The following is a 24,448-nucleotide window of genomic DNA, read 5'->3' as shown; positions in this document are numbered from 1 at the left end:
CGATCTGCGCATGCGCGTGGGGGGAACTCTCCTACGGACGGCGCCGCCGGATCGAGCTGGCCCGGTTGGTGAGCGACCCGGTCGACCCTCTGCTCCTCGACGAGCCCACCAACCACCTGGCACCCGCCCTCGTCGAGGAATCGGGGGCGCCGGTGAGCGACCGAAGCGGCTCTCCGGATGCGGCGTCCCAGATCCGTACGACGTGATCGCGGCCTACGGTGGCTATGCGGGTTGAGTCCGGTGACCAGGCCACGCCCTCGACCATGGCGCCGCCGGACGGAAGGACGCGTAGCGAGCGACCCGACCGCGCGTCGAAGATGCGGGCCGTACCGTCTCGTGACGCGGTGGCCAAGGGTCGGCCGTCCGGCGACCAGGCGATGTGCCGGACGGTGTCGGTGTGTCCGTCGAGTTGGATGCGCAGGTGACTGGATGCCAGGGCCGCCATCAGGCCCCGTCGGGCGGACGGGGTCGGCGTGCATTCACCTAGTGCGGCCAGGGACAGCAGACGGGACTGCTCCGGCTGCTGCTCGGCGGCGCCGAGCGCGTATTGCCCGATGCTGTCCGATACGCGGCGCAGAAAGGCGAGATCACGCCGCTGCGAGGACTCGACGAGCACCTGCGCGGTCTCCGAGGCCTGCCCGGACTCGCGCAGTGCCTGCAGCCAGCGCTGTGCCAGAGTGAGCCGCTCGCCGGTGAGCAGGTAGTCGGGGCTGCGCCCGGAGCGCTCCCAGTCCTCCGCCCAGCGTTCGAGTTCCGCACGCTGACGTAGCTGCTCGGTGCGTGCCTCGACCTCCTGCCGTAAGGGGGCCCACTGACGGAACGGCGCCTCATCGCGACGTGAGGTCCCTCCGGCCGATTGGGGTCCCGTATCAGCACACCGGTCGGCACGAAGGCGGCCTCTACGCACTCGGTCCCGCTGCCGCCGCTGTACGACGACTTGAACCAGGCGAGGTCAGATAGGAGTTGGCGGGCGACGGGCATTCATAGCTCCTTGCGGATGCGGTGGATCGAGGAAGAGGAGGCTTCCATGTCCAACGCTTGTGCGCGGAGGTACTCGAAGGCAAGGCCGTCGAATTGCGAATACGCCTCGTACACCTGTCGCGGAGCCGCTACGCTAGGTGATGGCATATTCAAATACCTGCTTCGCCGGTGGCAGTCGGAGCCGCGTGTTGGGGCTGTATACGCCCCGAATACGTTTCTCCCGCTGACCTGCTTCGCGGACAGGCACGGCTATGCGGTCGCCTCTGGAGGGTACGGGGCGGGAGGGCGCCTGCCGAAGTGTGCTCCCCGCCGCAGGTGGGCTGCGGTGACGGATGAGGGCTGGAAGTGCGATGAGGGCTGCGTACAAGCAGTGGCATGAGGTTCTCTCCGCAGAATTCTTCGGTGCGGAACACGCGCTGCAGAGCACGGTCCTGTATGTCGACGACGAGATCGAACGGCAGCTCGTAGAGGGCCAGGGCATCGGAACGGGCCTGGCCCTGGCTGTGGCCGACGAACTCAACTGGAGCGACCTGGAGAGGCCCCTGTTCAGCCGTGTCCAGAGGGAGGTCGTGCAGTGGGAAAGCGACGGGAGCAAGGGACCCCCGCCGAGCCTCCCGGTGCTCGCCCTGTCCGTGCTCGCTGCCACTCGAATGGCGTCCTCCGACGGGATGCTGAGAAGCAACTTCTACGGGCGCTGGATCCATCTGTTCGGCGAGCAGTCATCCGGCTACCGTGCGAACAAGCTGCAGAAGGCCTTCCTGGACGTCGCCGCCATGTGGGAGCAGCTCGATACCTGGCTAGATGAAGCGGGTGGTCTCTACGGCACAAGTACGGTGAGCACGGACGACCACTACTGGAAGATCGGCTACCCCATCTCCCAGGCGCTGGTCCGCGGTTCGGACCGGCAGATCCTCACCCGCTTCTTCGCCACCACCCGCCTGCGGCCGCGCAATCGGAACGGGGTTTCCGGTCGGGAACTCCTGAGGCGGCTACGCGTCTGGACAGTAGGGCGCGACCGGCATCTGTCCCCCCGACTCATGGATGAACTCGCTAACGCGGTCGACGTCGGCGAAACGCTCATCACCAGTCTCCTCAAACGACTTGCCGATGACTGGGACGGGACTCTTCACGAGCCGGAGCGTGAGCACCGGCGCCGGGCGCTCGGGCTCCGGCTCATGGTCGCGGACCGGGGAAGCCGCCTCGAATGGCTCGCCGAGACCGTGGAAGCGCTCCCCGAAACTGAGGTCGGTATACCGGGTGGGCGTGCTTTCAGACTCCGCGAGGAGTATGGCGGCGTCTACGACGGTCTGGAGTCGCTGCACCCCTCGCCGCAGCAGCTGGCCCACGGTGTACGCCTTGAGGGCCATGCCCTTGTCCTGGAGTGGGCACCGCAGGAGGTCATACTGCTGCGGATGCATCCCCATCTTGGCGAGTGGGTGAGCACCGAGTACTTCGAACCGGGCGAGCAGCACTGGATCCTGGCCGCTGATTCCGCAGTCGGCGAAGTGCGGGCCATGGTGAGTGCCCTCGGCGGCCGCACCGTCCGCCAAGCGCCTGCGCCTGTACCGGGGTGGAAGCTGTTCAAGGGCGTGCGGGCTGTCAACGGGAGTGCCTTTGCCCGCACATTGGACCGAGGCGGAGTCCATGCCCACGTCCTCGAGCCCCAGATCCGGCAGCACGCCGAGCTGTCCGGTGGGCTCCGCATCGCTTCCGAGTACCGGGCAGGCGCCGGTGTCGCAGGCCACTTCCTCCGCGGCGGCGCCCCGGACTTGCTGCTGCCTGCCAGCGAGGCCGCGGACGGACGAGTCGAGGTTGTACTCGACGGCTGCACCGAGAACTTGCGCGCCGACCCACGGGTCCCGTTCCCGCTCTGCCTAGTCCCCCTCGAAGAAGGTGCACACCGGGTAGGTACCGCTGAGAGCAGCCAGGTCTTCACCCTTCACGATGGACTGCACGAAGCGCTGCCGCCGGGAACTGGGACGCTGGGGTACTCCTGCAATGGCACCGCTCGGCGTGAGCTGAGTGACGCCGAAGATCCTGAGGAGGCCATCCGCGGTGCGTACACGCCGGAGGGCATACGGCTCCCGCGTACCGAGCTAGTGCGGCGTACCGTCCTGGAAGCCGTGCTGATCGATCCCTACGGCGGCGTACGCAAAGTCAAGCAGCAGACCGTCCCGGCCTGGATGGAGTCGCGCCTGCCAGAAGATGCTCTCGGCCCTTGCCTTGAGGTCGAGGTGCCAGAGGGCTACGTCTGGCTGGTCTACCGGACAGCAGCCCGGTGGTCGGTACGGCCTTTGGCGGCAGCAGGGGATATCCCCGCGCCCGCTCCGTCTGCCGGCGACTTCGCATGGGCATACGCCGTACTCAGCGCCGCCGAGCGCTTGCAGGACCCGGCCTGGCTCGACTACGTAGCGGCAGCCGATGTGATCGCCGGAAGACAGGGGGCCTGATGGCTGACCCCGGAGACCTGCTGCTGCGCTGGGTGAGCGAGCAGGGCGCGGGCACGTTGTCCGATCTCAAGCAGGGCATGTGGTGGCTTGCCGCCAGACATTGTCCGGACATCGAGCCTGGTGCCCCAGGCCGCTGGCTGCGGGACGCTCTGTCCCTCGCGCACATGGACATCGGCTGGCACAACAGGCGTTGGTGCGCGGCCCCACCCGCCCTGACCCGGCTGCCGCAAGCCCGGGGTCTGGCGGTGCTGACCGGAAGCAGGACAGCCGCGTTTGAAGCGCGCCTCACACAAGTAGTGCAGGACGGCTTGGTGGAGCTCTTCCGGGTGCCCAGCACTCGCCCACCGCGGGATATCCCTCTGCCTGTCTCGCTGATCGTCCAGTTCGACGATGAGGCAGGGCTCGTGGGGTGGGCTGCCGAACTCGGAGTCTCGTACACGCCCTGTTTCGCCCTTCAGGGAGCTGCTCTGCTTCCGCCTCTTGGGCTTGAAGTACGCACCTCTAAACCGGAGTTCGGGAAGCCGCTTGAGCAGTACGACTTGGACCGTCGCGAGTACCAGCCCGTGCGCAGCCCTCGGGGCGACGGCCTGTACCGGCTCAAACGGCGCGACTCGAAGCGCGTGTGCCAGGTTCTGCGCGACGGTGAGTGGTACGAGACCAGCCATGAGCTGGGGGTCTACTCAGTTCTCGAGTCCCAGAGCCGGGACGCCGATGTTCTCCGCTGGCTGCCGGAGAAGGACTGCGGGCGGGAGAGGTACGGCACCCTGTACGTCGACTGGGGTTACCCGCTGCCGGATCTGCATAGGCGGGTGGCCGTCATGTGCTCCGGCCTCGCGCCCCGCATCAACGCGCACGCAGAGAACCTGGCGTACGACAACGTGCCCAAGATCGTTGCTGTGAAGATCGCAGACTCGCTCGGACAACATCTCGGGGAGAACGATGAGTGACACCGTCGCGGAACAGTCCGGCAGCACTGGCCGGGACGTCGACATCTTGGGCTCGTTCGAGCATCTGAAAGAGGCGCTTTTCCGTTACTACAACACGCCGTTCGGCCTCGCTGACGAGGACCTGCAACGTGAGCGGCAGGACCTCTTCGATGAGGACGGCGGGGCGTGGCGGCGACCGCTCCTGGAGGTCCGCCCGCGGTACGTCACGATGGACGCGGGCATCGCGGAGTCCGTTCGCAGGGCAGGAGCTCACCCTGATCTTGCGGAACTGGTGCAGCTTGGCCTGCTGCAGGGTGTTCCGTCGCTCTACGAGCACCAGCACCGGGCCCTCGTCGCCGCGGTACGAGACGGGCGCGACGTCGTCGTCACTGCTGGTACGGGCTCTGGCAAGACGGAGTCCTTCATGCTGCCGATCCTGGCCGACCTGGTCCGCGAGTCTGCAGCCTGGCCGGTGGGCAGCCTGCCGTTGAACCGCTGGTGGACTTCTCCCGACGGTGAGTACCAGCCGCAACGAGCAGGCGAGAGCGGGCGGCACGCGGCTGTACGTGCTCTCGTCCTCTACCCCATGAACGCGCTCGTCGACGACCAGATGATGCGCCTGCGCAAGGCCCTCGACAGCGACGAGGTGCGGTCTTGGCTTGAGCAGTCGCGGCCGGGGCATCGCTTCTACTTCGGCCGCTACACCGGAGCGACGCCCGTCCCCGGAGACCTCGGCTCGGCCGCCGGTGTGAAGACGCTGCGCAGGGAGTTCGCTGCGACTGAGGAGCGCTCGCGCCAGGCGCAGAAAGCCGAAGGAGACGGCCGGTTCTTCATCCCGAGGCTCGATGGCGGAGAGATGCGCTGCCGATGGGACATGATCCAGGCTCCACCGGACATCATGATCACGAACTACAGCATGCTCAACGTCATGCTGATGCGGTCGCGCGAGTCGGGCATCTTCGAAAAGACGCGCCGCTGGCTGAATGAAGTCCCGGACGCCCGCTTCACGTTGGTCGTCGACGAGCTCCACATGTACCGCGGCACCGCGGGCACCGAGATCGCCTACCTCCTGCGCAACCTGCGTCACCGGTTGGGCCTCGACGACAAGCCGGAGAAGTTCCGGATCCTCGCGGCCTCCGCCTCTCTTGAAGCGCCTCGCGACCTGGATTTCCTGGAAGAGTTCTTCGGCGCTGATCGCGATCGGTTCGAGGTCCTCGGCGGCCAGCTCGTACTGCCGCCCCACACGCGGACCGACATCTCCGAGCACGCTGAGACGTACGCGGGCCTTAATGCAGACCCCGAACCCGCCGAGGCTGAAAGACTCCTGGCCGATACCGGAGCTGCCGATGCATTTGTCAACGCGCTGCGCGAGGGTGACCGGCTGATCGCGGACTTCGACGATGAAGTCGCAGGCAAGCTCTTTCCCTCCGCCGACGACACCAGGCAGGAACATGCGCTGCGCGGTGTCCTCGCTGCGTTGCGCCGCTCAGAAGACCCGAAGACCCCCAAGCTCCGCGGACACCTCTTCTTCCGCAACATCCCTGGAGTCTGGGCCTGTTCAGACCCTGCATGCCCCGATGCCGAGCGTCGCGATGGCACCGGGAGGACCGTCGGAAAGCTGTACTCGCGGCCCACGCCGCGATGCAGCTGCGGTTGCCGCGTACTCGAACTCCTCTATTGCCAGAACTGCGGTGACGCCTTCCTCGGCGGATACGCGCCTGGATCGGCCTTTCAGAATGCCAAGGACCGCCTGTTCGATGCCGGCCTGCTGGCGGATCTGCCCGACCTCGACTCCCTCCCCGATGCTGCTGCTCTCGGGCCGAGTGCGGCCAACTACATCGTCTACTGGCCGCGAAAGGACGACCCAGCCGCGGACGAGTGGGCCTGGAACTCCTCATCTGACAAGGGAACACTGAGCGCCAGCTTCGAGTTCAAGCGCAGCAAGTACGACCCACGTACAGGCCGTCTCCGGAACCAGAAGAATCACACAGGCTGGTCCTTCCACGTCAGCGTCCCCCAGCCGAAGAATGGGAGAGCCCGGCTCAAGGCCGAGAACCTCCCTGCGGCGCCGACCCGATGCCCGTCGTGCGGCGATGACTGGGAAGTCCGGCAGGTCGGGAACGAGCACGTCAGTCTGAGCGACCCGCGGCGTATGCGCACCCCGGTCCGCTCTATGCGGACTGGTTTCGAGAAGGTCAACCAGGTGCTGACCACCGGGATCCTCTCCAACCTCCCGAACCGGCAGGCGGTGGTCTTCTCCGACAGTCGGCAGGATGCGGCCAAGCTGTCGGCAGGCCTCGGACTTCGCCACTATCAGGACCTGCTGCGCCTGCTGCTTGCTGAGGAGGTCGCGGGCCAGGGCGATCCAGCAGCAGACCTCGCTGCCGTCGCAGGCTTCTTCCGTAAGTCGCCTGGAAACCCGGTGGACAGGAATACGGCCAAGGCAGCGCGCGATCGGCTCCACGCCCGAGACCGGGATACGTACGACGCGTGGGAGAAACTCCAGAAACCCCAGGCCTCCGAAAATCTCGATGACCTCAGCGACGACCATCCCGACCCTGCTGAGGAGCAAGCGCTCTATGGCCTTCTGAGCCGCGTACCGAGCCTCGACAGCCACACTGCCGCCGTCGCTGAACGCCTCGTGCAACTCGGCGTTAACCCCGGCGGCCCAAAGGCATCCCTCCAGCAGACGGCCTACCAAAAGGGCTCGCTGCCGCAGCCCTGGACTTCCCTGTACCGCTGGCCCGTGGGCGGGAACGGCCCAGTACGGGATGAATCAGGCCTCGTACTGAGCGAGCGGCAGGAGCAACTGCGCCAGGACATGCGCGAAGACCTCAGCAGCGAACTGCTCAACGGCCTCTTCGGCACTGCTGGGCGCGACTTCGAATCCCTCGGACTGGGTTGGCTCACTCTGGCATCCGACCAGTGGCCGCTCGAGGCAGAGCGGGCGTCCGATGCAGCGCTGGCCCGGGCGAGTCTGCGGGTCCTCGGCCACATGCGCCGGTTCGCCGGCCTGCGGAGCCCCGCGGACAATCCCCCGAAGAAGCTCCGGGCCTTCTGGGCCAGCGCAGCAGATCACCTGGGGCAGGACAAAGACGATCTCCAGGCGACGGTGGAGCGGATCTGGGGGAGCGCAGTCGTCAAGTACGTCATCCAACCTGAGCATGTTGCACTGCGCCACGGTCGCGGGGTGTCCTGGACCTGCTCTACCTGCCGCCGTCGGCACCTTCACCCGGGTGTCGGCGTCTGCACGAAATGCGGACGTCCGCTTCCTGCGACGCCTGAGCCATTCGAGAGCACCGACGCGGATTACTACGCCTGGATGGCCCGCAACCAGTTCGGGAACTTCCGGCTCAACACAGCCGAACTCACCGGACAGACAGACCGCCTCGACGCGCAGGCACGCCAGGCCCGCTTCCAGGGCATCTTCCTGAACGGCAAGGAGAACGAGCTCCCCGACAGGCTCGACGTCCTCTCCGTCACCACCACGATGGAAGCCGGCGTCGATATCGGCCCACTCTCGGCAGTCCTCATGGCCAACATGCCGCCGACCCGGTTCAACTACCAGCAGCGCGTCGGCCGTGCAGGGCGTCGCAGCTCGCCAGTCGCGCTCGCTCTGACCGTGTGCCGCGGCCGAAGCCACGACGAGCACTACTTCCAGGACCCGAAGCGCATCACCAACGACGCCACTCCGCGGCCGTACTTGTCCACCGACATGAAGGACATCTACCAACGCGTGCTCGCAGCGGAGGTGCTGCGCCGGGCGTTCGACGCCGTACAGACCGCCGTTGACGACGACGGCGGGCTCGACCCGACCCGCAACGTCCACGGCCAGTTCGGCCACTGTGCAGACTGGCCCGTCGTAGCCGAGGCCGTGAGCGCGTGGATCAAGTCGCATGATGCCGAGATCCGAAGCCTTGCCGAAGCACTCGCTGAGCGGACCCGCAGCGCGTGGCACCCGGCTGAGGCCACGGCATGGGTGGACGGCGAACTTGTCAATCGCGTTACGCAGATCGCGGACCGGCCTCAGGGCCACCATGAACTAAGCCAGCGGCTGGCAGAGTCCGGCCTCCTGCCGATGTTCGGATTCCCCACGTCTGCCCGCTACTTGTACACCAAGCGCCCCTTCGACTCGTACCCGTGGCCACCGAGCGGAGTCGTCGACCGGTCGTTGGACATCGCCATCTCGCAGTTCGCGCCCGGTGCTGAGACGGTGAAAGACGGACAGGTTCATACGGCTGTGGGTGTCGTCGCGTTCGAGCCGACAGGAAGGGCGCCGCTGGTCGTGGAAGAGCCGTTCGGGCAGGCCGCACTCATCGGTATCTGCCGAGCCTGCGGCCACCTTGCGGAGAGTGTGGAGACGCTGCCGACGCAGGATGACGGTGCCCCACCGCAGCCCTGTCGCGCCTGCGGAGCCGCCGACGGTTCGTACCGCGAGATCGGACTCCGCGAACCGGCAGGTTTCTACTCCGCAGGCAAGGCCCGCGACTTCGATGGCAACTTCGCTTGGCGGGCTAGGTCGCTGGCGCCTCGAACCGCCGCAGACCTCGAGCAAGGCGCACGCCTGGCGATTGCGACGCCGGGCATGGTTGTCCATGCAGGTAAAGGTCGCCGTTACGCCGTCAACGACAACGGGGGCCGACTGTTCAGCTTCGCGAAGGTGACTCCGGCCGCACGCTGGTCCGGGGCGTATCTGGAGGCCGGGGCGGCGGAGTTGTTCCCTTGGCTGAAGAAAGACATCGCAGCAGACCAAGAGCTACTGACCACGGCCGTCGGCGCCACTCAGCACACCGACCTGTTCCTCCTAGGGCCTCAGGCCGGAGAGATCCCAGAGCTCGGACTGCGCCTCAACCTCACGTCTGTTCCCCAGAGCACCGGCTTCCCGGACGACCGCTCAGGAAGGCGGGCTGCCTGGTACTCACTCGCCGCGCTGCTCCGGACGGCCGCGGGCGAACTCCTTCAAGTGCAGCCCAACGAGATCGCGTCCGGTATCCACGGCGCTGGATCCGGGAGCCGGGAGGCGCGCACCTTCGCCTTCCTCTCCGACACGTTGGACAACGGCGCTGGATACTGCACGCACCTTGCCGACCCCGAGGTGTTCACCCAGCTCATGGCCACCGCGCACAACAAGCTGGCCAAACTCGAGGAGGGCGCGCACGGTCGCGACTGCGGAGGCTCGTGCTACGAGTGCCTCCGCGATTACACGAACATGGCGTACCACAGCCTGCTCGACTGGCGCCTAGCCGGTGACCTGCTCTCCATCCTCCAGGAGGGCAAAGACGCTGCGAGCAGTCGGCGAGCGCGGGGGGCTGTGCGACTGCTGCGGAACTGGGCGTCGGACTTCCCTCACGGGGACGCGGAGTTCGTTGACGACCTCGGAGGCACAGGACCTGCGGTCCTCTTCGAAGAGCGGGTCTGGGTCGCCGCGAAGAGCCCGTTCGAGGCTGCCGACGAGCCTCTGCAGTCCGTCCGGCTCAGTGCTGTGCGCAAGGCTGCCGCATTGGACAGCCGAGGTGTCCCAGATGTCGTCTTCATTGACGACTTCTTGCTCGACAAGGCTCCAGCACGGGTTTCGGCCCTGCTTGCCGACTTCGATGGAATGTAGTGGACGGCAGCCTCGCTCAGCCTCCGTAAATGCAGGGGCAGTTGAGAGCTGTAGTAGAGCCGAGCGTCGGCAGTCGTGCAGGCAAGCCTCGGCTGCCGGCGGCCTGTGCCGGCATGATCACGTGAGGAAGTAGCGCATTGTCGAACCGGAGGCGGATATGAGCGACCCGGTACTGCTGCAGCGGTTCGCAGCATGGCTGCAGCCGCAGCCATCGGCGGAGGATGCGGAACGCAGCGCGTTCTTCCAGGACGGGATCATCGTTCTCGACACGAACGTGCTCCTCAGCCTGTACGAGTACACAGAGACGTCCCGCGAAGAGGTTCTCTCGGCGCTCGAGCAGACCGCGGGGCGGCTGTGGATGCCGTACCAGGTCGGTCTTGAGTTCGTACGCGGCCGCCGCAGCACGCTCGAGTCTCGGAAGAGGGCACTCTCAGACGCCGCGTCAGAGGTCAACAAGAAGCTCATGGCCGCGCGCAAGGCAATCGTGGAAGCCAAGAACCTCGTGTGTGCCCAGCTTGATAAGTACGCCCGCGCTCCGGAGGAGATAGCCAGTCTCGATGAACTGGCCAAGGACTCGGCGGTTGACAAGCACCTGTCCGTCTATCGGGAAGAGTTCAAACGCCACCTGGACATGCTGAAGGCTGATCACGACCTGGCTTTGAATGCGGCCGATGCAGAGGATCCGATCCTGCCGCGCGTCGCGAAGCTCTACGGGGAAGGCGTCGGCCAGCAGCCGGACGACGAAGTCCTCCGCAAGCGCCTGGAGGAAGCTACCGCCTTCCGGTTCCCGAACAAGATCCCGCCTGGGTTCGCAGACTCCGACAAGGACACACCGCTGAGGTCGGCTGGAGACTTCCTCCTCTGGGAAGAGCTGATCGAACACGTCAGCCAGCTGTCCCAGTCCAGTCGCCGCGTGTTGTTCGTATCGAACGACACGAAGGAAGACTGGTACGAATCTGATGCCGGCTCGCGCAATTCACGTCCGTGGCCGAGTCTCATCGACGAGCTGAAGCGGAGGGCAGGCGCAGATCTGAGGATCGAGACTCAGCTGCACTTCTACGGCGGGATAAGGGAGTTCCTGGATGCCGAGCTCGCTGAGGACACGTATGCAGAGATCGTGCGGGTGTCTGAGACCTTCGACGTGAAGACCCAGGACGACCCAATCGTCACGGCGGAGATAGCCCCTCAACTTGCTCCGCCGGAGGGGTTGGCGCTGTCCGCATTGCAGTCGGTGGAGCTTGCGTCCTCGGCCGTGCGCGCTGCTCTTGAGTCGTCCTCCCCATCCCAGTGGATGTTCCAGTGGTGGCTCATCGGTGTGACGGCCCAGCTAGGGCGACGAATCCCCGAGGAGTGGGAGCCCAGCGTTGATATCGCAGCGGCATCGAGAAGTCCTGAGCCGCCGTCCCCGCTGTGGAAACCGGGTACGGTCCTGCCGCCGGGGGAGTGGCTCCACCGGGACTCGTCGTGGATCGCGCCGTGGTTCATGGAACTCCTGGACGCTACTCCGCAGATGGACCGGGCCGTACTGCGCAGACTCGCAGCACAGCAGGCAGAGAAGAACCGACGCTCCCGTTAGTTGACGGCGCCGACGCTCGGTGTACGGGTCCCTGCACTCATTGATTCCCACCGTGCCGGAGTGCTGCGATAGCGTCTATTACTTGATGAGTACGTGCCAGGACTGAGAGCGAAGGGCAGCCAGCGTGGCGATAGAGAATCAGGGTGCGTTCGAGGCGTGGGGGCGTCTGAAGCCTGACACTGAGTTCGCGGTCAAGGCGCTTAGTTCAGCCTTGGAGGAGCCAGACGCATCGCCTGATGCGGTCCTGGATGCCTACCTGTTTGCGAAGCGCGCTCTGGCCCAGTCCATGCAGTCGCTACTGCGGTCGCAACTCCCTCCCACCTGCGCTGAGTTCCACGAGTTGCGGGCTCGGATCCAGGATGAAATGCACTTGAGGTTCTCTGGGCACGTACCGGAGCGGTATTTAAAAGTTCCCTACGGAACGAAGGCAAATGAGAGGCTGTTTGCGGTCCTTCACCAGGAGATCGGCTGGCCTGTCGACAACGCTCGTCTCCGCACTATCAATGGGGACGACATCCACACGGAGCGCCGCATCAGGGAACTCAGAGAACTCGGACTGGACATCACCACGACTACGGTGGACGGTCGGCGGCACTACATCCTGGACTCACTCGAGCTCGACAGCACCAAGATCCGCGATCTCGTCCTCAAGACGATCGGCAAAACGAAGGCGCTCTTGAAAGAAGAGAAGAACGAGATCATTGCGCGGCTCCCGTAGCCGGCAGTGCACGCCGAGGCCGAAGACCACAGCGCGGATCATGGGCGGCATGCGTCGGGGTGGAATCGTTCCGTCTCCTTCTCTCGGTTGTCCTAGTCCAGCCGAGCAGCCAAGAACCTCCCCCATGCCTCCGTCGATATCGCGACGTGAGGGCCCTCCGGCCGCTTGGAGTCCCGTACCAGCACACCGGCCGGCACGAAGGCAGCTTCCACGCACTCGGTCGTGTTGCCGCCGCTGTATGACGACTTGAACCAAGCGTGGGCAGGAGTGAGTTGAGGGGTGGCGGGCATTCATAGCTCCTTGCGGATGCGGTGGATCAAGGACGAGGAAGCCTCAATGTCTAACGCTTGTGCGCGGAGGTACTCGAACGCAAGTCGGTAACGCTCCAACTCTTCGTCCTTCTCCAGGAACAGCGACCCGGTGTGGAAGTCCACGTACACGACGTCGAGAGCTGGCTCCCTGCCACCGATGATCACGAAGCTTCCGAGGGCTGCGCAGTGGGCCCCCTTGGAGAACGGAAGTACTTGCAGCGTGACCTGCGTTGACTCGTTCCCTTCGAGGAGTCGGCCGAGCTGCTCCTTCATGATCTCCGGCGAACCGACGACGCGACGGAGCACGGACTCGTCGAGAATTGCCCACAGGTGCGGGGGCTTTGGCCGCGTGAGAATCTCCTGCCGCTTCATACGGATGTCAACGAGCCGCTCGATCTCGGCCGGCTCCAGACGTACTTCGTTGGCCTGCTGCAGAGCTGTGCTATAGCCACGGGTCTGCAGGAGCCCGGGAACGTAGACGCATGAGAAGTGATCCTCGCGTACGGCCTCGTCCTCAAGCGTGAGCAGAAGGTTCATGCTCTCCGGGATGGAGTCGGCGAAGGAACTCCACCAGCCCTGCTGCTTGACATCCTTGGCGAGGCCGACAACTGCCGTACGTTCAGCATCTGTTGCCCCGTACTCGCGGCAGAGCGCATCCACGACCAGCCACTTGACCGGTCCGGCCTGGGTCTCGTACCGGCTGATCGTGGCCTTGGAAGCTCCGACGAGCCGCCCGGCCTCCTCAAGGGTCAACCCCTTGCGGGCCCGCAGTTTGCGCATCATCGCGCCCAGTTGACGGCGCCGTGTTGTGGTCCGGACCGACATGCAACTCCTCTCCGCGTGCGCCGGGCGCCCGCCCGGAGATCCCAATCAGGCTAGGCAGTACGGAACTTGAAGTACCAGCAGATTCACTCGATGGATTCTCGTGAGAAGTTACACAGTGAGACTTCTCTGTGCCATGCTCCTCTGCAGATCGCTACGCAGTGCAGTCGTGTGAACACGGCAGGCGCAGCACGCGCGTGGCATGGAGGGAGGAGTGGCCATGACCGGCTACGACGTCGCTACACCCCGACTCCGCTGTGTTCTCCCCTTCGAGGCAGAGCCGGCGGAGGTGCGCTTGCTCCGGAAGGCTGCCTCCGCACAGCTCAACCTATGGGGAATGCGTGAGGCTGCTGAGGAAGCGGAACTGCTCGTCACTGAGCTGGCGACGAACGTCATCAAGCATGTAGGGGAGGGCGCTTCGGCGACCTTGATCCTTGAATTGCAGAGTGAGCGCCTCCGTGTTGAAGTCCACGACAAGAGCCACGTGGTCCCGTCCCTTCGGTCCGCCGACTGCGATGAAGAATGTGGTCGCGGCCTGCACTTGCTCGCTGCTCTGGCCGTGGACTGGGGAACGGCCTTGTCGGCGGCGGGCAAGGCGGTCTGGTGCGAGGTATCGCTCGACTACGGCAGTGCCTGCCGCCGTATCGAGCGCGCTGTCGGCGCGCTTGAGAGTTATCAGGAAGCCTGCGGCGGTGCTGTCCTTCGCGGCGGTAGAACAGGCACCGGGCTTGAGGAGTCAGCGGTGGAGCTGATCGCCGATCTGCTCCACTGGACTGCCGCCCGAGGGTGCGATCCAGACGGCATCCTTGAACGGGCCCAGATGCACTACGAAGCTGACGCGGACGCGGCCTAGTGGGCGCCATTCTGCGCGGACTTCCGTATCTCATCCCGAAGCGCGCCCGGAGTGCGCCAGGATTCTCCGGGACGGCTCCTGTGGCACATGCGGTGGCAGTTGGCGCACATGCATGCGAGATCCTCAAGCTTGGTCTTCCGGCGTCCGGAGATGTAGAGGGGAGTGACGTGGTGCACCTCGATGTAGCCCTCGCCGAGGTCTCCGTAGGTGCGGGCGAAGTCGAAGTCGCAGACCTCACACCTCAGCGGCTGCCCATCGCGACTCACCTGCCGGATTTTCAGCTTGCGAAGCTTCGGGTCCCTCTCGCGGGCGAGCGCCCGGCGGACGAGGAGTCGTCCCTCGATGGCCGTGAACCCGTCGTCGTCGACCTCGTCGGGCTGCCGGGGCAGGAGGTACAGCTCGCCGGATCCGATGCCTTCTTCGATGGCTTGGGCGGCTTGGAGCATCTGGGACTCGCGCTCGGTGAACGCTTTGATCATCTGGAGAGTGGGCTCGCCGCAGCGGGTGGGCTTGCCGGAGTAAGGGCCGTAGTTCGTGGCGAAGTCCGTGGTCTTGCGGCTGACGCTGTCCATGGAGCGGAATTCAGGCAGGGCCCTGGCTTCCGCGCTGTGGATCGGCAGCGAGCGCAACAGCTCGGACAGCTCCTGCACCTTCCGGTCGCCGGTCCTCAGCTCGCGCCAGCCGTTCTTCACGACGAGCGCTCCAGCCAGCACGAGTTCGTCTTCAGTCCACGCGGGGCTCTTCATGAGCAATATCGTATGAGTGTTCGGCGCGACGGAGGGTGCGTGCAACGAATGAGGGGGAGTGCTGCACACTTGGTCGAGTCTCGTTGTCAGTGGGGTCTGTCACCCTCAGTGATGGTGGATCGCAAGATGTGTCTGCCGCTGCACGGCTGTAAGGAGGGGGCATGACCCGCACGAACGATGTCGCATACACCTCTGTGGAGATCTGCGCTGGAGCAGGAGGGCAGGCCATCGGCCTGCATCAGGCCGGATTCCGGCACCTCGCGCTCGTGGAGATCGACTCGCATGCGGCAGAGACGCTCGCTGAAAACATCAAGACCCACGAGGAATGGAGTTGGGAGAGAGAACACTGCGACGTTCTGTCAGCAGACGTCAACGAGTTCTCCCCGTCCGAAGACCTCAAGAAGAGTGGTGACCTGCTCGGGCCCCATGGCTTGGACCTCCTGGCCGGAGGTGTCCCGTGCCCGCCGTTCTCGCATGCGGGTAAGCAGCTAGGCAAGGACGATGAGCGTGATCTCTTCCCGCGGATGCTGAAGCTCGTTGAGGAGCTCAAACCGCGTGCAGTGATGATTGAGAACGTGCGCGGGATCATGGACCCGAAGTTCTCTGACTATCGTGACTGGATCGTGGCTCGGCTCCAGGGCGGCACATATCGAGGTGAGGACGGCGAGCAGGCCCATACTGCAGGGCTTGGTTACACCGTCTGCAAGTGGGGCATCTTGGAAGCCAGCGATTTCGGGGTCCCGCAACTTCGTCCGCGGGCCATCCTCGTGGCCTTCCGCAATGACGTCCTCAAGGACGTGAAGTACGAGTGGCCGACACCTACTCATGAGGAGCCGGTCAGCGTCGCGGAGGGCCTTGAGCAATCCATGCTCGATCGCTATAAGCCGTACTTCAAGGGGATCCACGCCGAGCGAGCCCGCAAAGCCTATGATCGCTGGCTCCATCAGGCACAGAAGCGTGATGCGGAGCTCAAGGGCAAGGGGGGCGGCATCGCGCCCACGCTAGTCGGCGGGTCCAAGAAGCACGGTGGCGCTGATTTGGGCCCCAGTCGCGCGAAGGCTGCATGGAAGCAGCTTGGTGTCTGTGGGCTCGGGGTTGCTAATGATGCTGAGACCTGTGCAAAGAAGGGCACTGAGGATCGGGACCTCTTCAGGGAGGACGGCCCGATGCTGACGGTGGAGCAGGCCGCGATCATTCAGGGGTTCCCACGCAAGTGGCGATTCCAAGGCGGCAAGACGGCGCAGTACCGGCAGGTTGGCAATGCCTTCCCGCCACCGGTGGCCAAAGCAGTCGGAGAGTCGATCATCGACGTTTTGAAGGCTGCGCGTGAGCGTGACCGCAAGAAGCGCTGATCAGCCGTTCCTCTCCGCAGCAGAGTCGCGGCGTCGTTTGACCTCGGTCGCGATCCGCTCCGCACACTCTGCTGATGGCTCATGTTCCCAAAACCGGAGCACCGTCCAGCCGGCCTCGGCCAAGTGCTGGTCGGTGTCCCGGTCGCGGGCCATGTTTCGGGCTACCTTGTCCGACCAGTAGCCCGGGTTGGTCTTCGGCGGCACGTAGTGTTCCGGGCAGCCGTGCCAGTAGCAGCCGTCGATGAAAACCGCCACTTTCGCCGGACGGAAGACCATGTCTGCCGTCCGGCGGAGGTCGGGAAGCGGCCTGGCTGCGACCCGGTAGCGAAGGCCTTGAGCGTGAACAAGCCGACGGATCATGCGCTCTGGGGTGGTGTCCCGGCTACGGATAGCCTGCATGTTTCGGCGGCGCGCTGCTGATGACGCCCAGGACCCGGTTGGCGGAGTCCAGGACGGAAGGCTGTCTTTCTGTTCCTCGTTCGTCATCAGGCGCTGCGATCAGTACTCGGCAGGAGCTGGGACCGAAGAGTCTCCTTCTTCCCAGACTGCATAGTCCTGGCCGGAGATTCGAGTAGACTTCCTCGCCGAGTCAAGACTATCGACGCAGGCAACGCGAATCGCTATCCATGATCCTTTTTCGGGTACGCGAAGACCTAGGGCGCGGGCGATGTGAGGATGCTGCTTCTGATGGCCGAGGATCATGATTCCTTCGTTACGGAGATGATGACGGGCGTCACGCACGCGCTTCAGGCTGTCGTCCTGTCGGGCCACCGTGAGGACGGTGTTGCGGTTTACCAGCCGAACCTGTACGCGGCGAAATAGTTCATTGGTGCGCGCTTGTCCGCTGGTCCCAGCTTTGAAGATTGCATCTCTGTCTGTCTCGGAGAGGGTCAGCAAAATGTTCTCGGGGAGCCTTCCCTCGGGGATGATCCACTGTATGGCGCTCCGTCCAGCGGCTGACGGTGTGCGCTTGCCGTCCCTGTTTGCTCCCAGGTTCAAAAGAGTGTCATGGATTCGAAGTATTCCGACCTGGTAGCTCGCCTTGAGATCATTTGCCTTGATCAGTAGACAAATGTGCCCGTCGGCTTCGCGTGGGATTGTCCAGTTATCACCGCTTGTGAATTTCGAGTCTACGTCATGGCCGGAAATGGAGAAGTCCATTCTATTTCCGCGGCCAAGATTAAATTCCGTTCGGGCGATGATCTCAACTTTTGTTCCCAGGTATGTCTTTTCTGTCTTCTCGAGATCTTTAATGTTGAAGCGACCTGTTCGCTGTCCATCGAGAACTTCATCGATCGATTGACGTAGTACCTGCCCGAATCGAGCTTCGAGCTTCGGTTGCATCTTGAACCAGTCTCGAACCTCAAGTAAATTTGGGTCAGGATCGAGAGGGGGTGGCGAGTTTGCGATATTCTGCGCTGCCGTGATATCGCGAGGGAAAAGAGAATCTTCCAAGACTCGTCCTCAGGGAGAGTTTTTACAAGGTCGCCTACGCCTGGCCGTGACACTCTCCATAACTCCGCCCCGACCCACACCAACACCCCGCCCCCCTCTGCGGCGGCCAAGCCACAGCCCTCCCCCGCGCCGCCAGCGTCGTCGCATACTGCGGCAGCAGCGACGCGTCGCTCGGCGAAGCCCCCTCCGAAGCTGCGAAAGCCTCATACGAAGGAACCGTCCCGGTCACGATCCCCAAGTTGGCCGTGCCCGAGGCAGCAAGCTCCCGCAGTGCCCGCTCTATCGTCGCGAGGTGCTCCTCGTGGGATGGGTACTCCTCCGCCAACTCCGGGTACGCCGTCACCAGTTCAGCCAATTCCTCCGCCGGCCAGTGCAGAACCGCTACCGGAAAGGGGCGGGACAGGGCCTCCCGGTACGTGCCCAGTTCTGCTCGGAGGCGGGAGATTTCCGCCTCCAGTTCCGCCGGGTTATTGGAGCCGAGGGACCAGACACGTTTCGGGTCGTGGAGTTCGTCCAGGGAGACCGGGGACGAGTGGAGCGTGTCCGCCAGCGTGTCCCAGTTGTCGTGGGTCAGGCCCAGCATGCGGCGTACGCGGTGGCGGCCGAAGAGGACCGGGTGGGTCGCGTACGGGGGTTCCGGGACGTCGGTGAGGAGGTGGACCGCCGCCTGCGTGAACGTCTCCTGCGCCGCCTCCAGCTCGTCGTGGGACTCCAGGGCCTCCGCCACGATCACCCAGGGCGCCGGGTCGCGGGGTGCCGCCGCGCGGACGCCCTCGATGATCGCCCTCGCCTCCGCCTCGTGGCCGTACTCCCAGAGGTTGGCCGCCTTCAGGGCCCGTACCAGGAACGGGTTGTCCAGGGTCGTCGGGCCGGCGAGCAGGCGGTCGTAGAGGGAGCTGGCTCGGGGGCGGTCGTCGGCCAGTTCGAGGTGGGCCGCGGCCTGCAGGAGCAGGTGCTCGGCGTCCTCCGGGTAGAGGCCGGCGGTCCGCTCCAGGCGTGCCGCTTCGGCGGTGTGGTCGACGTTCTCGGCAGGCGTGTCGGGGCGCATGGGGGACACCGTACTGCCGACGACCGACAGAAGAGAGGTATGTGCAGGCCAGAGGCGAGATCGACGGAGGGCGGGGAAGAGTGGCGGGGAGGGGTGGCGGGGAACGGTGTGAGGTCGTACGGAGACTGCGTGGCGTTCAGTGGCGTTCATGGGGATGGTTAGTTCGCGGCTCCTCCCTTATCGTCCGCCTCGGCCGTGCGGCCTGCGGCATCGTGCCGCCTCGGCCGCGGGCCTTGTGGCGGCAGCCTTTGCGGGAGGGAGGCGTACGTATGCGGGTTCCCGTCGTCCATCAGCGTGAGCTGCGGCGGCGTGCCCGGTACGGCCGCCTCCTCTGGAGCAGCGCCGAAGTTCTCGTCACCCTCGGTGTCGTCCTGATGCTGCTCGTCGTCCATCAGCTGTGGTGGACCAATCGGCAGGCGCGGGAAGGGGCCGAGCGGAAGGTCCAGGCCCTGGAGAGGGAGTGGGGGGAGGCGGGTGGAGGAGGCCTGGATGCCACCGACAGCTCCGGTGATACCCCAGACGGCGACCGTGACGGTGACAGCGATGGCGATGGGGACGCGGGCGACTCCGGCAGCGGCAGCGGCAATGGCTCCGGGTCCGGATCCCGGCGGACTCCTACCTCCACCGTCGTCCAGCGACCCCGGTGGGACCAGGCCTACGCCATCCTCACCATCCCCCGCCTCGATCTCCGCGTTCCCGTGGCGGAAGGCATCAGTAAGCCAAACGTTCTGAACAAGGGGTACGTCGGCCACTATCCGGACACCGCCCAGCCCGGCCGCGCCGGGAATTTCGCGCTCGCGGGGCATCGGAACACCCATGGCGAGCCGTTCCGGTACATCAACCGGCTTCGGAAGGGGGATCGGATCGAGGTCGAGACCAAGGTGGCCGCCTTCACGTACGTCGTCGACCGGACGCTGTCGCAGACTTCGGCCGGGGATGGCGGAGTGATCGGTGAGGTCCCTCGTAGCAGGGTCAGGCCCTCGTACGGGTACACCGACCCCGGGTACTACCTCACGCTCACCACCTGCACGCCGGAGTACACGTCCAAGTATCGCCTGGTGGTCTGGGGGAAGCTCGCCTCCATGCGGCCTCGCTAGGCCCCCCGGTTGGGCCCCCGTTGGGCCCTGTCGGCCTGGACGGCCTCACGCCCGGTCCCGGTCCCGGAGAACCAGCACGCTGGCCGCCGCCAGGAGCCCGAGCCCCGCCGAGACGGCGAGGGCGAGGTCCGCTCCGCGGGAGAGGGTGCCGGAGGACGTCACCACCGCGATGGTGAGTGCGACGCCCGCGCACGAACCGATGTAGCGGAACGTCTGGTTGGCGCCCGAACCCATCGCGGCCCGGGTGGCCGGGACGGACTCCACGGCGAGCAGCGGCAGCGCGGCGTTCAGGAGGCCGCTGCCGATGCCCGCGACGACGAGGCCGGGGAGGAGGCGGTGCCAGGAGCCGGCCCCGATCGCGCCGAGCATCGTTAGGGCGCCGGCGGCGTGCAGGGCGAAGCCGAGGGCCAGTTGGTGGCGGGGAGAGACCCGGCCGGCCAGCCGCCTCGCCTGCAGGGCGACCGCGAAGGAGAGGCCGGACCAGAGCAGGAACAGCCACGCGGTGTCCATGGCGGACATGCCCAGTGACTGCTGCAGGATCGCGGGCAGGAAGCTGAACAGGCCGATCACCGCGAGACCCGTGAACAGGCCGCCCGCGGAGGACGCCAGGAAGCGGGGGCGGCGCAGCAGCCCGAGGTCGATCATGGGTGTCGTGGTGCGGCGCTCGACGAGGACGAACACGAAGGTCAGCAGGACGGTCGCGGCGAGCAGGAGGCCCACCGGCGCGCGCAGCCAGCCGTCACGGCCCAGGGTGAGCGCGGCCACCAGGGAGACGAGGGCGAGGCCGAAGGAGACCGCGCCCGCCAGGTCCGGGCGGCCGCCGCGTGGGGCGCGGGACTCCGAGAGCGCACGGGCCCCGAAGAGCGCGGCGATCAGCGCCGCCAGGCCGAGGACCGCGTATGCCGCCCGCCAGTCCCAGGAGGCGATCCCGCCCGCGAGCAGGGGGCCCGTGGCGATGCCGCCGCTGACAAACGCGCCCCAGACGCCCGTGGCCCGCAGTCGCCCCGCCGCCGTCGGGAAGGCGTGCACGATCAGGCCCAGGCTGCTGGCGAGGATCGCCGCGCTCGCCGCGCCCTGCGCGATACGGGCCAGCGTGAACAGCCAGGTCGAGGACGCGAGCGCGCCCAGCGCCGTGGTGATGCCCAGCGCGACCGTGCCGCCCAGGAAGATCCGGCGGCGGCCGTAGTCGTCGGCGAGGCTGCCCGCGACCAGGAGCAGCGCGGCGAGACCGAGCGGAGTGCCGTTCAGCAGCCAGGCCTGGGCGGAGAGCGGGGTGTGCAGCGAGGCGGCGGTGTCGGGGAGCGTGACGATCGGCGCGGTGTATGCCATCAGGGCCACGGCCGTCGCGGCGCTGGTGACGGCGAGGGTGGCGGTGGGACGGACGGGGGCGGGGGTGGCTCGAGAGAGCTGCTGTACGGCGGGTTTCGTGGTGTCGGTGCGTGGCATCGGTTGCCCCTTCGAAGCATCCAGGTGCGTGCGGTCCGGTCGATAAGGCTCACTGAGCTCCACTGAGCCTCTACAAGGTTCAGTGAATGAACTCATTTGATGAGTCGACCGTAGCACCCAAGGTTCGGTGAATGAACCAAGACGTCGAAAAGTCGCTACAGTGGGACCCATGGCTCTGGGTAAGGACTACGTAGCGCAGGAGTGCTCGATCGCCCGCGCGCTGGAGGTCGTCGGCGAGCGCTGGACGCTCCTCGTCGTCCGCGACGCGTTCTACGGCGTGCGGCGGTACAACGACTTCCTCGTCCATCTCGGCATCCCGCGCGCCGTCCTGGCCGCCCGCCTCCAGACGCTCACCGCCGCGGGCGTCCTCGAGAAGCGCCGGTACCAGGAGTCGCCGCCGCGCGACGAGTACGTCCTGACCGAGCGCGGCCGCGGCCTGTGGCCCACCGTCCGGTCACTCGGCCTCTGGGGGCGCCTGCACTTCACGGAGACGCTGCTTCGCTACTTCCGGCACACCATCTGCGGTACGGAACTCGGCCCGTACGGTGAATGCGCCGCCTGCGGAACCGTCGTACCGCTGGAGGACGTGGAGATGATGCCGGGACCCGGACTCGACCCGGCCCCGGAGGATCCGGTCAGCCGGGCACTGCTCAAGCCCAAGAGGCTGCTTCAGCCGATCGAGACGGAGCCTCTGGGAACGGAGCCTCTGGGGACTGAGCCACTGAAGGCGGATCCTGTATAACGGCAGGAAGCCGTGGAGCGAGAAAGACGAGAAAGAAGGGACGGAGGACAGCCGATGACGCGGACCTGGGCGCAGTTGAAGCCCGCCGCCCTGCTGCTCGTCCTTCTTCTCGAGGTGGCGCTGCTCGACACCGGCAGCCTCGCGGGCGCCGTCGCGTTCGCCGCGACCGCCGCGGCCGGGTCCGCGCTCGCCGCCTGCTCGCTCATCGCCTCACGGCTCGCGCCCGCCGTGCCCCGTACACGGGTCCGTACGGCCATCCGCGACCGTGAACAGCGCACGGCGTTCCTGCCGCAGCGCGACCCCGACGCCCGGGGGCGCAGGCGTCCCCGAGCACCCGGCCGGTCCCTTCCGACGGCCGCGTAGGGGAGCTCCGCGGAGCAGCAGTATCCGTGGTTTCTTTCGCTTCTTGCTCTTCCTCTGCTCTTCCTCAGTGCCCCTCGCGGGTCGTCATGCCGACGCACGTCACGTCTCCTCTCCTCGGCACGACGAGACCCTCGGAGGGCTCACCCATGTCCGTCTTCTCTTCCTTCATGTCCGTTTTCGCGAGCCTCGTCGAGGGGCTCGCCGATCTGCTCGAACCGCTCTTCCAGGCCTCCGCGGCGGCCGCCGCGATCGTCCTGTTCACGGCGTTCGTACGACTCCTCGTGCATCCCCTGTCGCGAGCCTCGGCGCGTGGGCAGCGGGCGCGGGCCGCGCTGCAGCCGCGGATCGCCGAGCTGCGGAAGAAGCACAAGAAGAACCCCGAGAAACTGCAGAAGGCGGTGCTGGAGCTGCACGCCAAGGAGAAGGTCTCGCCGCTCTCCGGCTGTCTGCCCAGCTTCTTCCAGCTGCCGGCTTTCTTCCTCCTCTACCACCTGTTCTCCAACTCGGAGATCGGCGGCGAGGCGAACTCCCTGCTCGCCCACAAGCTGTTCGCGGCGCCGCTCGGCGACCGGTGGGCGGACGCGCTCGGGGACGGCGGGGTCTTCGGGGCGCAGGGGCTGGTGTATGCGGGACTGTTCGTGATCGTCGCGGCGGTCGCGACCTTCAACTACCGGCGTACGAAGCGACAGATGGCGGCCACGGCCATGCCCGTCGTGCCCTCCGAGAGCGGCGAGCAGGTGCCCGGGCTCGGGGCCGTTCTCAAGTTCATGCCGCTGATGTCGTTCATGACCCTGGTCACCGTGGCGGTGGTGCCGCTGGCCGCCGCGCTGTACGTGGTGACCAGTACGACGTGGAGCGCGGTCGAGCGAGCCGTGCTGTACCGGGACATGCCGGGGGCGGCGCCGGCCACCGCGGCGTGAGGTTACGGTCCAGTCCGTGAACCGGGTATTGCGGACTGGACGCCGACCTTGGAGGATCGACCAGTCCTCCGATGGCTGCACCCATCGGTCGGGCCGCCCGCGATCGAGGGAGATTGTGATCATGAAGCTGCTGCGAGTCGGTACGGCTGGGGACGAGCGTCCCGCGCTGCTCGATGCCGAGGGAGTCCTGCGGGATCTGTCGGGCATCGTGCCGGACATCGACGGATCGCTGCTCGCCGACGACGCGGCGCTCGGCCGGATCCGTGCCGCCGCCGAGGCCGGGGAACTGCCCGTGCTCGACGCGGCCGGGCTGCGGGTCGGCCCGCCGCTCGCCCGGATCGGCAAGATCGTCTGCATCGGCCTCAACTACCACGACCACGCCAAGGAGACCGGCGCCGAGCCGCCCGCCGAGCCGGTGATCTTCTTCAAGGCGGCGGACACGGTCGTCGGGCCGCAGGACACGGTGCTCGTGCCGCGCGGCTCGGTGAAGACCGACTGGGAGGTCGAGCTCGCGGTCGTCATCGGGCGTACGGCCCGCTACCTCGGCTCGCACGAGGAGGCGCTCGCGCATGTCGCCGGGTACGCGGTGGCGCACGACGTGTCCGAGCGCGAGTTCCAGATCGAGCGGGGCGGGACCTGGGACAAGGGGAAGAACTGCGAGACGTTCAATCCGCTCGGGCCGTGGCTCGTGACGGCGGACGAGGTTCCGGATCCTCAGGCGCTCGGCTTGAAGCTGTGGGTCAACGGGGAGCTGAAGCAGGACGGCAGTACGTCCGACCAGATCTTCTCCGTTGCCGAAGTCGTGCGGTATGTGAGTCAGTTCATGACGCTGTATCCCGGGGACGTCATCAATACCGGTACGCCGGCGGGGGTTGCGCTGGGTATGCCGGAGCCCAAGCCGTTCCTCAGGGCCGGGGATGTTGTGGAGCTGGAGATTGAGGGGCTTGGGCGGCAGCGGCAGGTCTTCAAGGACGCGTAGGCGTTCCACTGGGGGCGGGGACTACGGCGCGTTGTTGGGTGCGGACCCGTCGTGGCTT

The 24,448-nt window shown here is 66.1% G+C and carries 21 protein-coding genes and 1 pseudogene; 13 read left to right on the top strand and 9 right to left on the bottom strand.

The genetic code is table 11. From position 1 onward, the window contains the following. The first annotated feature begins 2 nt into the window (after nt 1–2). Nucleotides 3–206, top strand: coding sequence for an ATP-binding cassette domain-containing protein (locus tag GAS53_RS58260; protein WP_404829182.1), 204 nt, complete (start codon nt 3–5; stop codon nt 204–206). Nucleotides 207–235: 29 nt separating this feature from the next. Here the strand turns inward: GAS53_RS58260 and GAS53_RS58255 are convergent. Further along, nucleotides 236–445, bottom strand: a pseudogene (locus GAS53_RS58255) (WD40 repeat domain-containing protein); the annotation flags it as partial. Between the two features lie 38 nt (nt 446–483). After that, entirely contained in the window at nt 484–981 is a 498-nt protein-coding gene (locus GAS53_RS56100) for a DUF397 domain-containing protein (RefSeq protein WP_151476513.1), read from the bottom strand. 350 nt (nt 982–1,331) lie between these two features. Here GAS53_RS56100 and GAS53_RS06685 point away from each other — a divergent pair, with 350 nt between their 5' ends. The 5 genes from GAS53_RS06685 (at nt 1,332) to GAS53_RS06665 (ending at nt 12,256) form a co-directional block, all read left to right on the top strand. Next, nucleotides 1,332–3,431, top strand: a complete 2,100-nt coding sequence (locus GAS53_RS06685) for a hypothetical protein (RefSeq protein ID WP_151476512.1) — start codon at nt 1,332–1,334, stop codon at nt 3,429–3,431. Continuing rightward, nucleotides 3,431–4,378: a hypothetical protein gene (locus GAS53_RS06680; protein ID WP_151476511.1), complete on the top strand. Its 948-nt coding sequence runs from the start codon at nt 3,431–3,433 to the stop codon at nt 4,376–4,378. Before GAS53_RS06685 ends, GAS53_RS06680 begins: the two co-directional genes overlap by 1 nt. Then, nucleotides 4,371–9,962 carry a DEAD/DEAH box helicase gene (locus GAS53_RS06675; RefSeq protein WP_151476510.1) on the top strand — a complete coding sequence of 1,864 codons (5,592 nt, stop codon included), beginning with the start codon at nt 4,371–4,373 and terminating at the stop codon, nt 9,960–9,962. Before GAS53_RS06680 ends, GAS53_RS06675 begins: the two co-directional genes overlap by 8 nt. A gap of 157 nt (nt 9,963–10,119) precedes the next feature. Next, nucleotides 10,120–11,538 (top strand): PIN-like domain-containing protein, encoded by a 1,419-nt coding sequence (locus GAS53_RS06670; RefSeq protein WP_151476509.1) that lies wholly within the window; start codon nt 10,120–10,122, stop codon nt 11,536–11,538. A gap of 124 nt (nt 11,539–11,662) precedes the next feature. Next, nucleotides 11,663–12,256 (top strand): hypothetical protein, encoded by a 594-nt coding sequence (locus tag GAS53_RS06665; RefSeq protein WP_151476508.1) that lies wholly within the window; start codon nt 11,663–11,665, stop codon nt 12,254–12,256. A 92-nt stretch (nt 12,257–12,348) separates the two neighbouring features. Here the strand turns inward: GAS53_RS06665 and GAS53_RS06660 are convergent, their stop codons facing one another. Both GAS53_RS06660 and GAS53_RS06655 read right to left on the bottom strand, forming a co-directional pair. Further along, on the bottom strand, nt 12,349–12,546 hold the full coding sequence (locus tag GAS53_RS06660; RefSeq protein WP_151476507.1) for a DUF397 domain-containing protein: 198 nt from the start codon (nt 12,544–12,546) through the stop codon (nt 12,349–12,351). After that, the gene (locus tag GAS53_RS06655; protein WP_151476506.1) at nt 12,547–13,392 is read right to left on the bottom strand and encodes a helix-turn-helix domain-containing protein; all 846 of its coding nucleotides are present in this window, start codon (nt 13,390–13,392) and stop codon (nt 12,547–12,549) included. It lies immediately after the preceding gene. A gap of 217 nt (nt 13,393–13,609) precedes the next feature. On the opposite strand from GAS53_RS06655, the gene GAS53_RS06650 reads away from it, so the two are divergent. After that, entirely contained in the window at nt 13,610–14,242 is a 633-nt protein-coding gene (locus tag GAS53_RS06650; RefSeq protein WP_151476505.1) for an ATP-binding protein, read from the top strand. Here GAS53_RS06650 and GAS53_RS06645 read toward each other — a convergent pair. Beyond that, nucleotides 14,239–14,988, bottom strand: coding sequence for an HNH endonuclease (locus GAS53_RS06645; protein ID WP_151476504.1), 750 nt, complete (start codon nt 14,986–14,988; stop codon nt 14,239–14,241). The two genes, GAS53_RS06650 and GAS53_RS06645, sit on opposite strands and share 4 nt — an antisense overlap. A 161-nt stretch (nt 14,989–15,149) precedes the next feature. Between GAS53_RS06645 and GAS53_RS06640 the strand changes: the two genes are divergently transcribed. Further along, on the top strand, nt 15,150–16,340 hold the full coding sequence (locus tag GAS53_RS06640) for a DNA cytosine methyltransferase (protein ID WP_151476503.1): 1,191 nt from the start codon (nt 15,150–15,152) through the stop codon (nt 16,338–16,340). On the opposite strand, the gene GAS53_RS06635 is transcribed toward GAS53_RS06640, so the two are convergent. The 3 genes from GAS53_RS06635 to GAS53_RS06625 are packed head-to-tail and all read right to left on the bottom strand — an operon-like array spanning nt 16,341 to nt 18,843. Further along, nucleotides 16,341–16,826: a very short patch repair endonuclease gene (locus tag GAS53_RS06635; RefSeq protein WP_151476502.1), complete on the bottom strand. Its 486-nt coding sequence runs from the start codon at nt 16,824–16,826 to the stop codon at nt 16,341–16,343. 12 nt (nt 16,827–16,838) lie between these two features. Next, nucleotides 16,839–17,795, bottom strand: a complete 957-nt coding sequence (locus tag GAS53_RS06630) for a NaeI family type II restriction endonuclease (RefSeq protein WP_151476501.1) — start codon at nt 17,793–17,795, stop codon at nt 16,839–16,841. A gap of 34 nt (nt 17,796–17,829) precedes the next feature. Further along, on the bottom strand, nt 17,830–18,843 hold the full coding sequence (locus GAS53_RS06625) for an SEC-C domain-containing protein (protein WP_151476500.1): 1,014 nt from the start codon (nt 18,841–18,843) through the stop codon (nt 17,830–17,832). Between the two features lie 269 nt (nt 18,844–19,112). On the opposite strand from GAS53_RS06625, the gene GAS53_RS06620 reads away from it, so the two are divergent. Beyond that, nucleotides 19,113–19,940 (top strand): class E sortase, encoded by an 828-nt coding sequence (locus GAS53_RS06620; protein WP_151476499.1) that lies wholly within the window; start codon nt 19,113–19,115, stop codon nt 19,938–19,940. A 45-nt stretch (nt 19,941–19,985) separates the two neighbouring features. On the opposite strand, the gene GAS53_RS06615 is transcribed toward GAS53_RS06620, so the two are convergent. Next, complete coding sequence (locus GAS53_RS06615) at nt 19,986–21,386, bottom strand: MFS transporter (RefSeq protein WP_151476498.1); 1,401 nt, start codon at nt 21,384–21,386, stop codon at nt 19,986–19,988. A 169-nt stretch (nt 21,387–21,555) separates the two neighbouring features. On the opposite strand from GAS53_RS06615, the gene GAS53_RS06610 reads away from it, so the two are divergent. From GAS53_RS06610 to GAS53_RS06595, 4 genes are all read left to right on the top strand, one after another. Continuing rightward, nucleotides 21,556–22,128, top strand: a complete 573-nt coding sequence (locus GAS53_RS06610; protein WP_192582994.1) for a winged helix-turn-helix transcriptional regulator — start codon at nt 21,556–21,558, stop codon at nt 22,126–22,128. 54 nt (nt 22,129–22,182) lie between these two features. Further along, nucleotides 22,183–22,491: a DUF6412 domain-containing protein gene (locus GAS53_RS06605; protein WP_151476496.1), complete on the top strand. Its 309-nt coding sequence runs from the start codon at nt 22,183–22,185 to the stop codon at nt 22,489–22,491. Between the two features lie 167 nt (nt 22,492–22,658). Continuing rightward, nucleotides 22,659–23,411: a YidC/Oxa1 family membrane protein insertase gene (locus tag GAS53_RS06600; protein ID WP_151476630.1), complete on the top strand. Its 753-nt coding sequence runs from the start codon at nt 22,659–22,661 to the stop codon at nt 23,409–23,411. A gap of 121 nt (nt 23,412–23,532) precedes the next feature. Then, entirely contained in the window at nt 23,533–24,390 is an 858-nt protein-coding gene (locus GAS53_RS06595) for a fumarylacetoacetate hydrolase family protein (protein ID WP_151476495.1), read from the top strand. Nucleotides 24,391–24,448: the final 58 nt, after the last annotated feature.

The organism is Streptomyces albicerus, assembly GCF_008905045.1.
Classification (GTDB): Bacteria; Actinomycetota; Actinomycetes; order Streptomycetales; family Streptomycetaceae; genus Streptomyces; species Streptomyces albicerus.
This window is presented reverse-complemented; position numbering and strand designations above follow the sequence as displayed.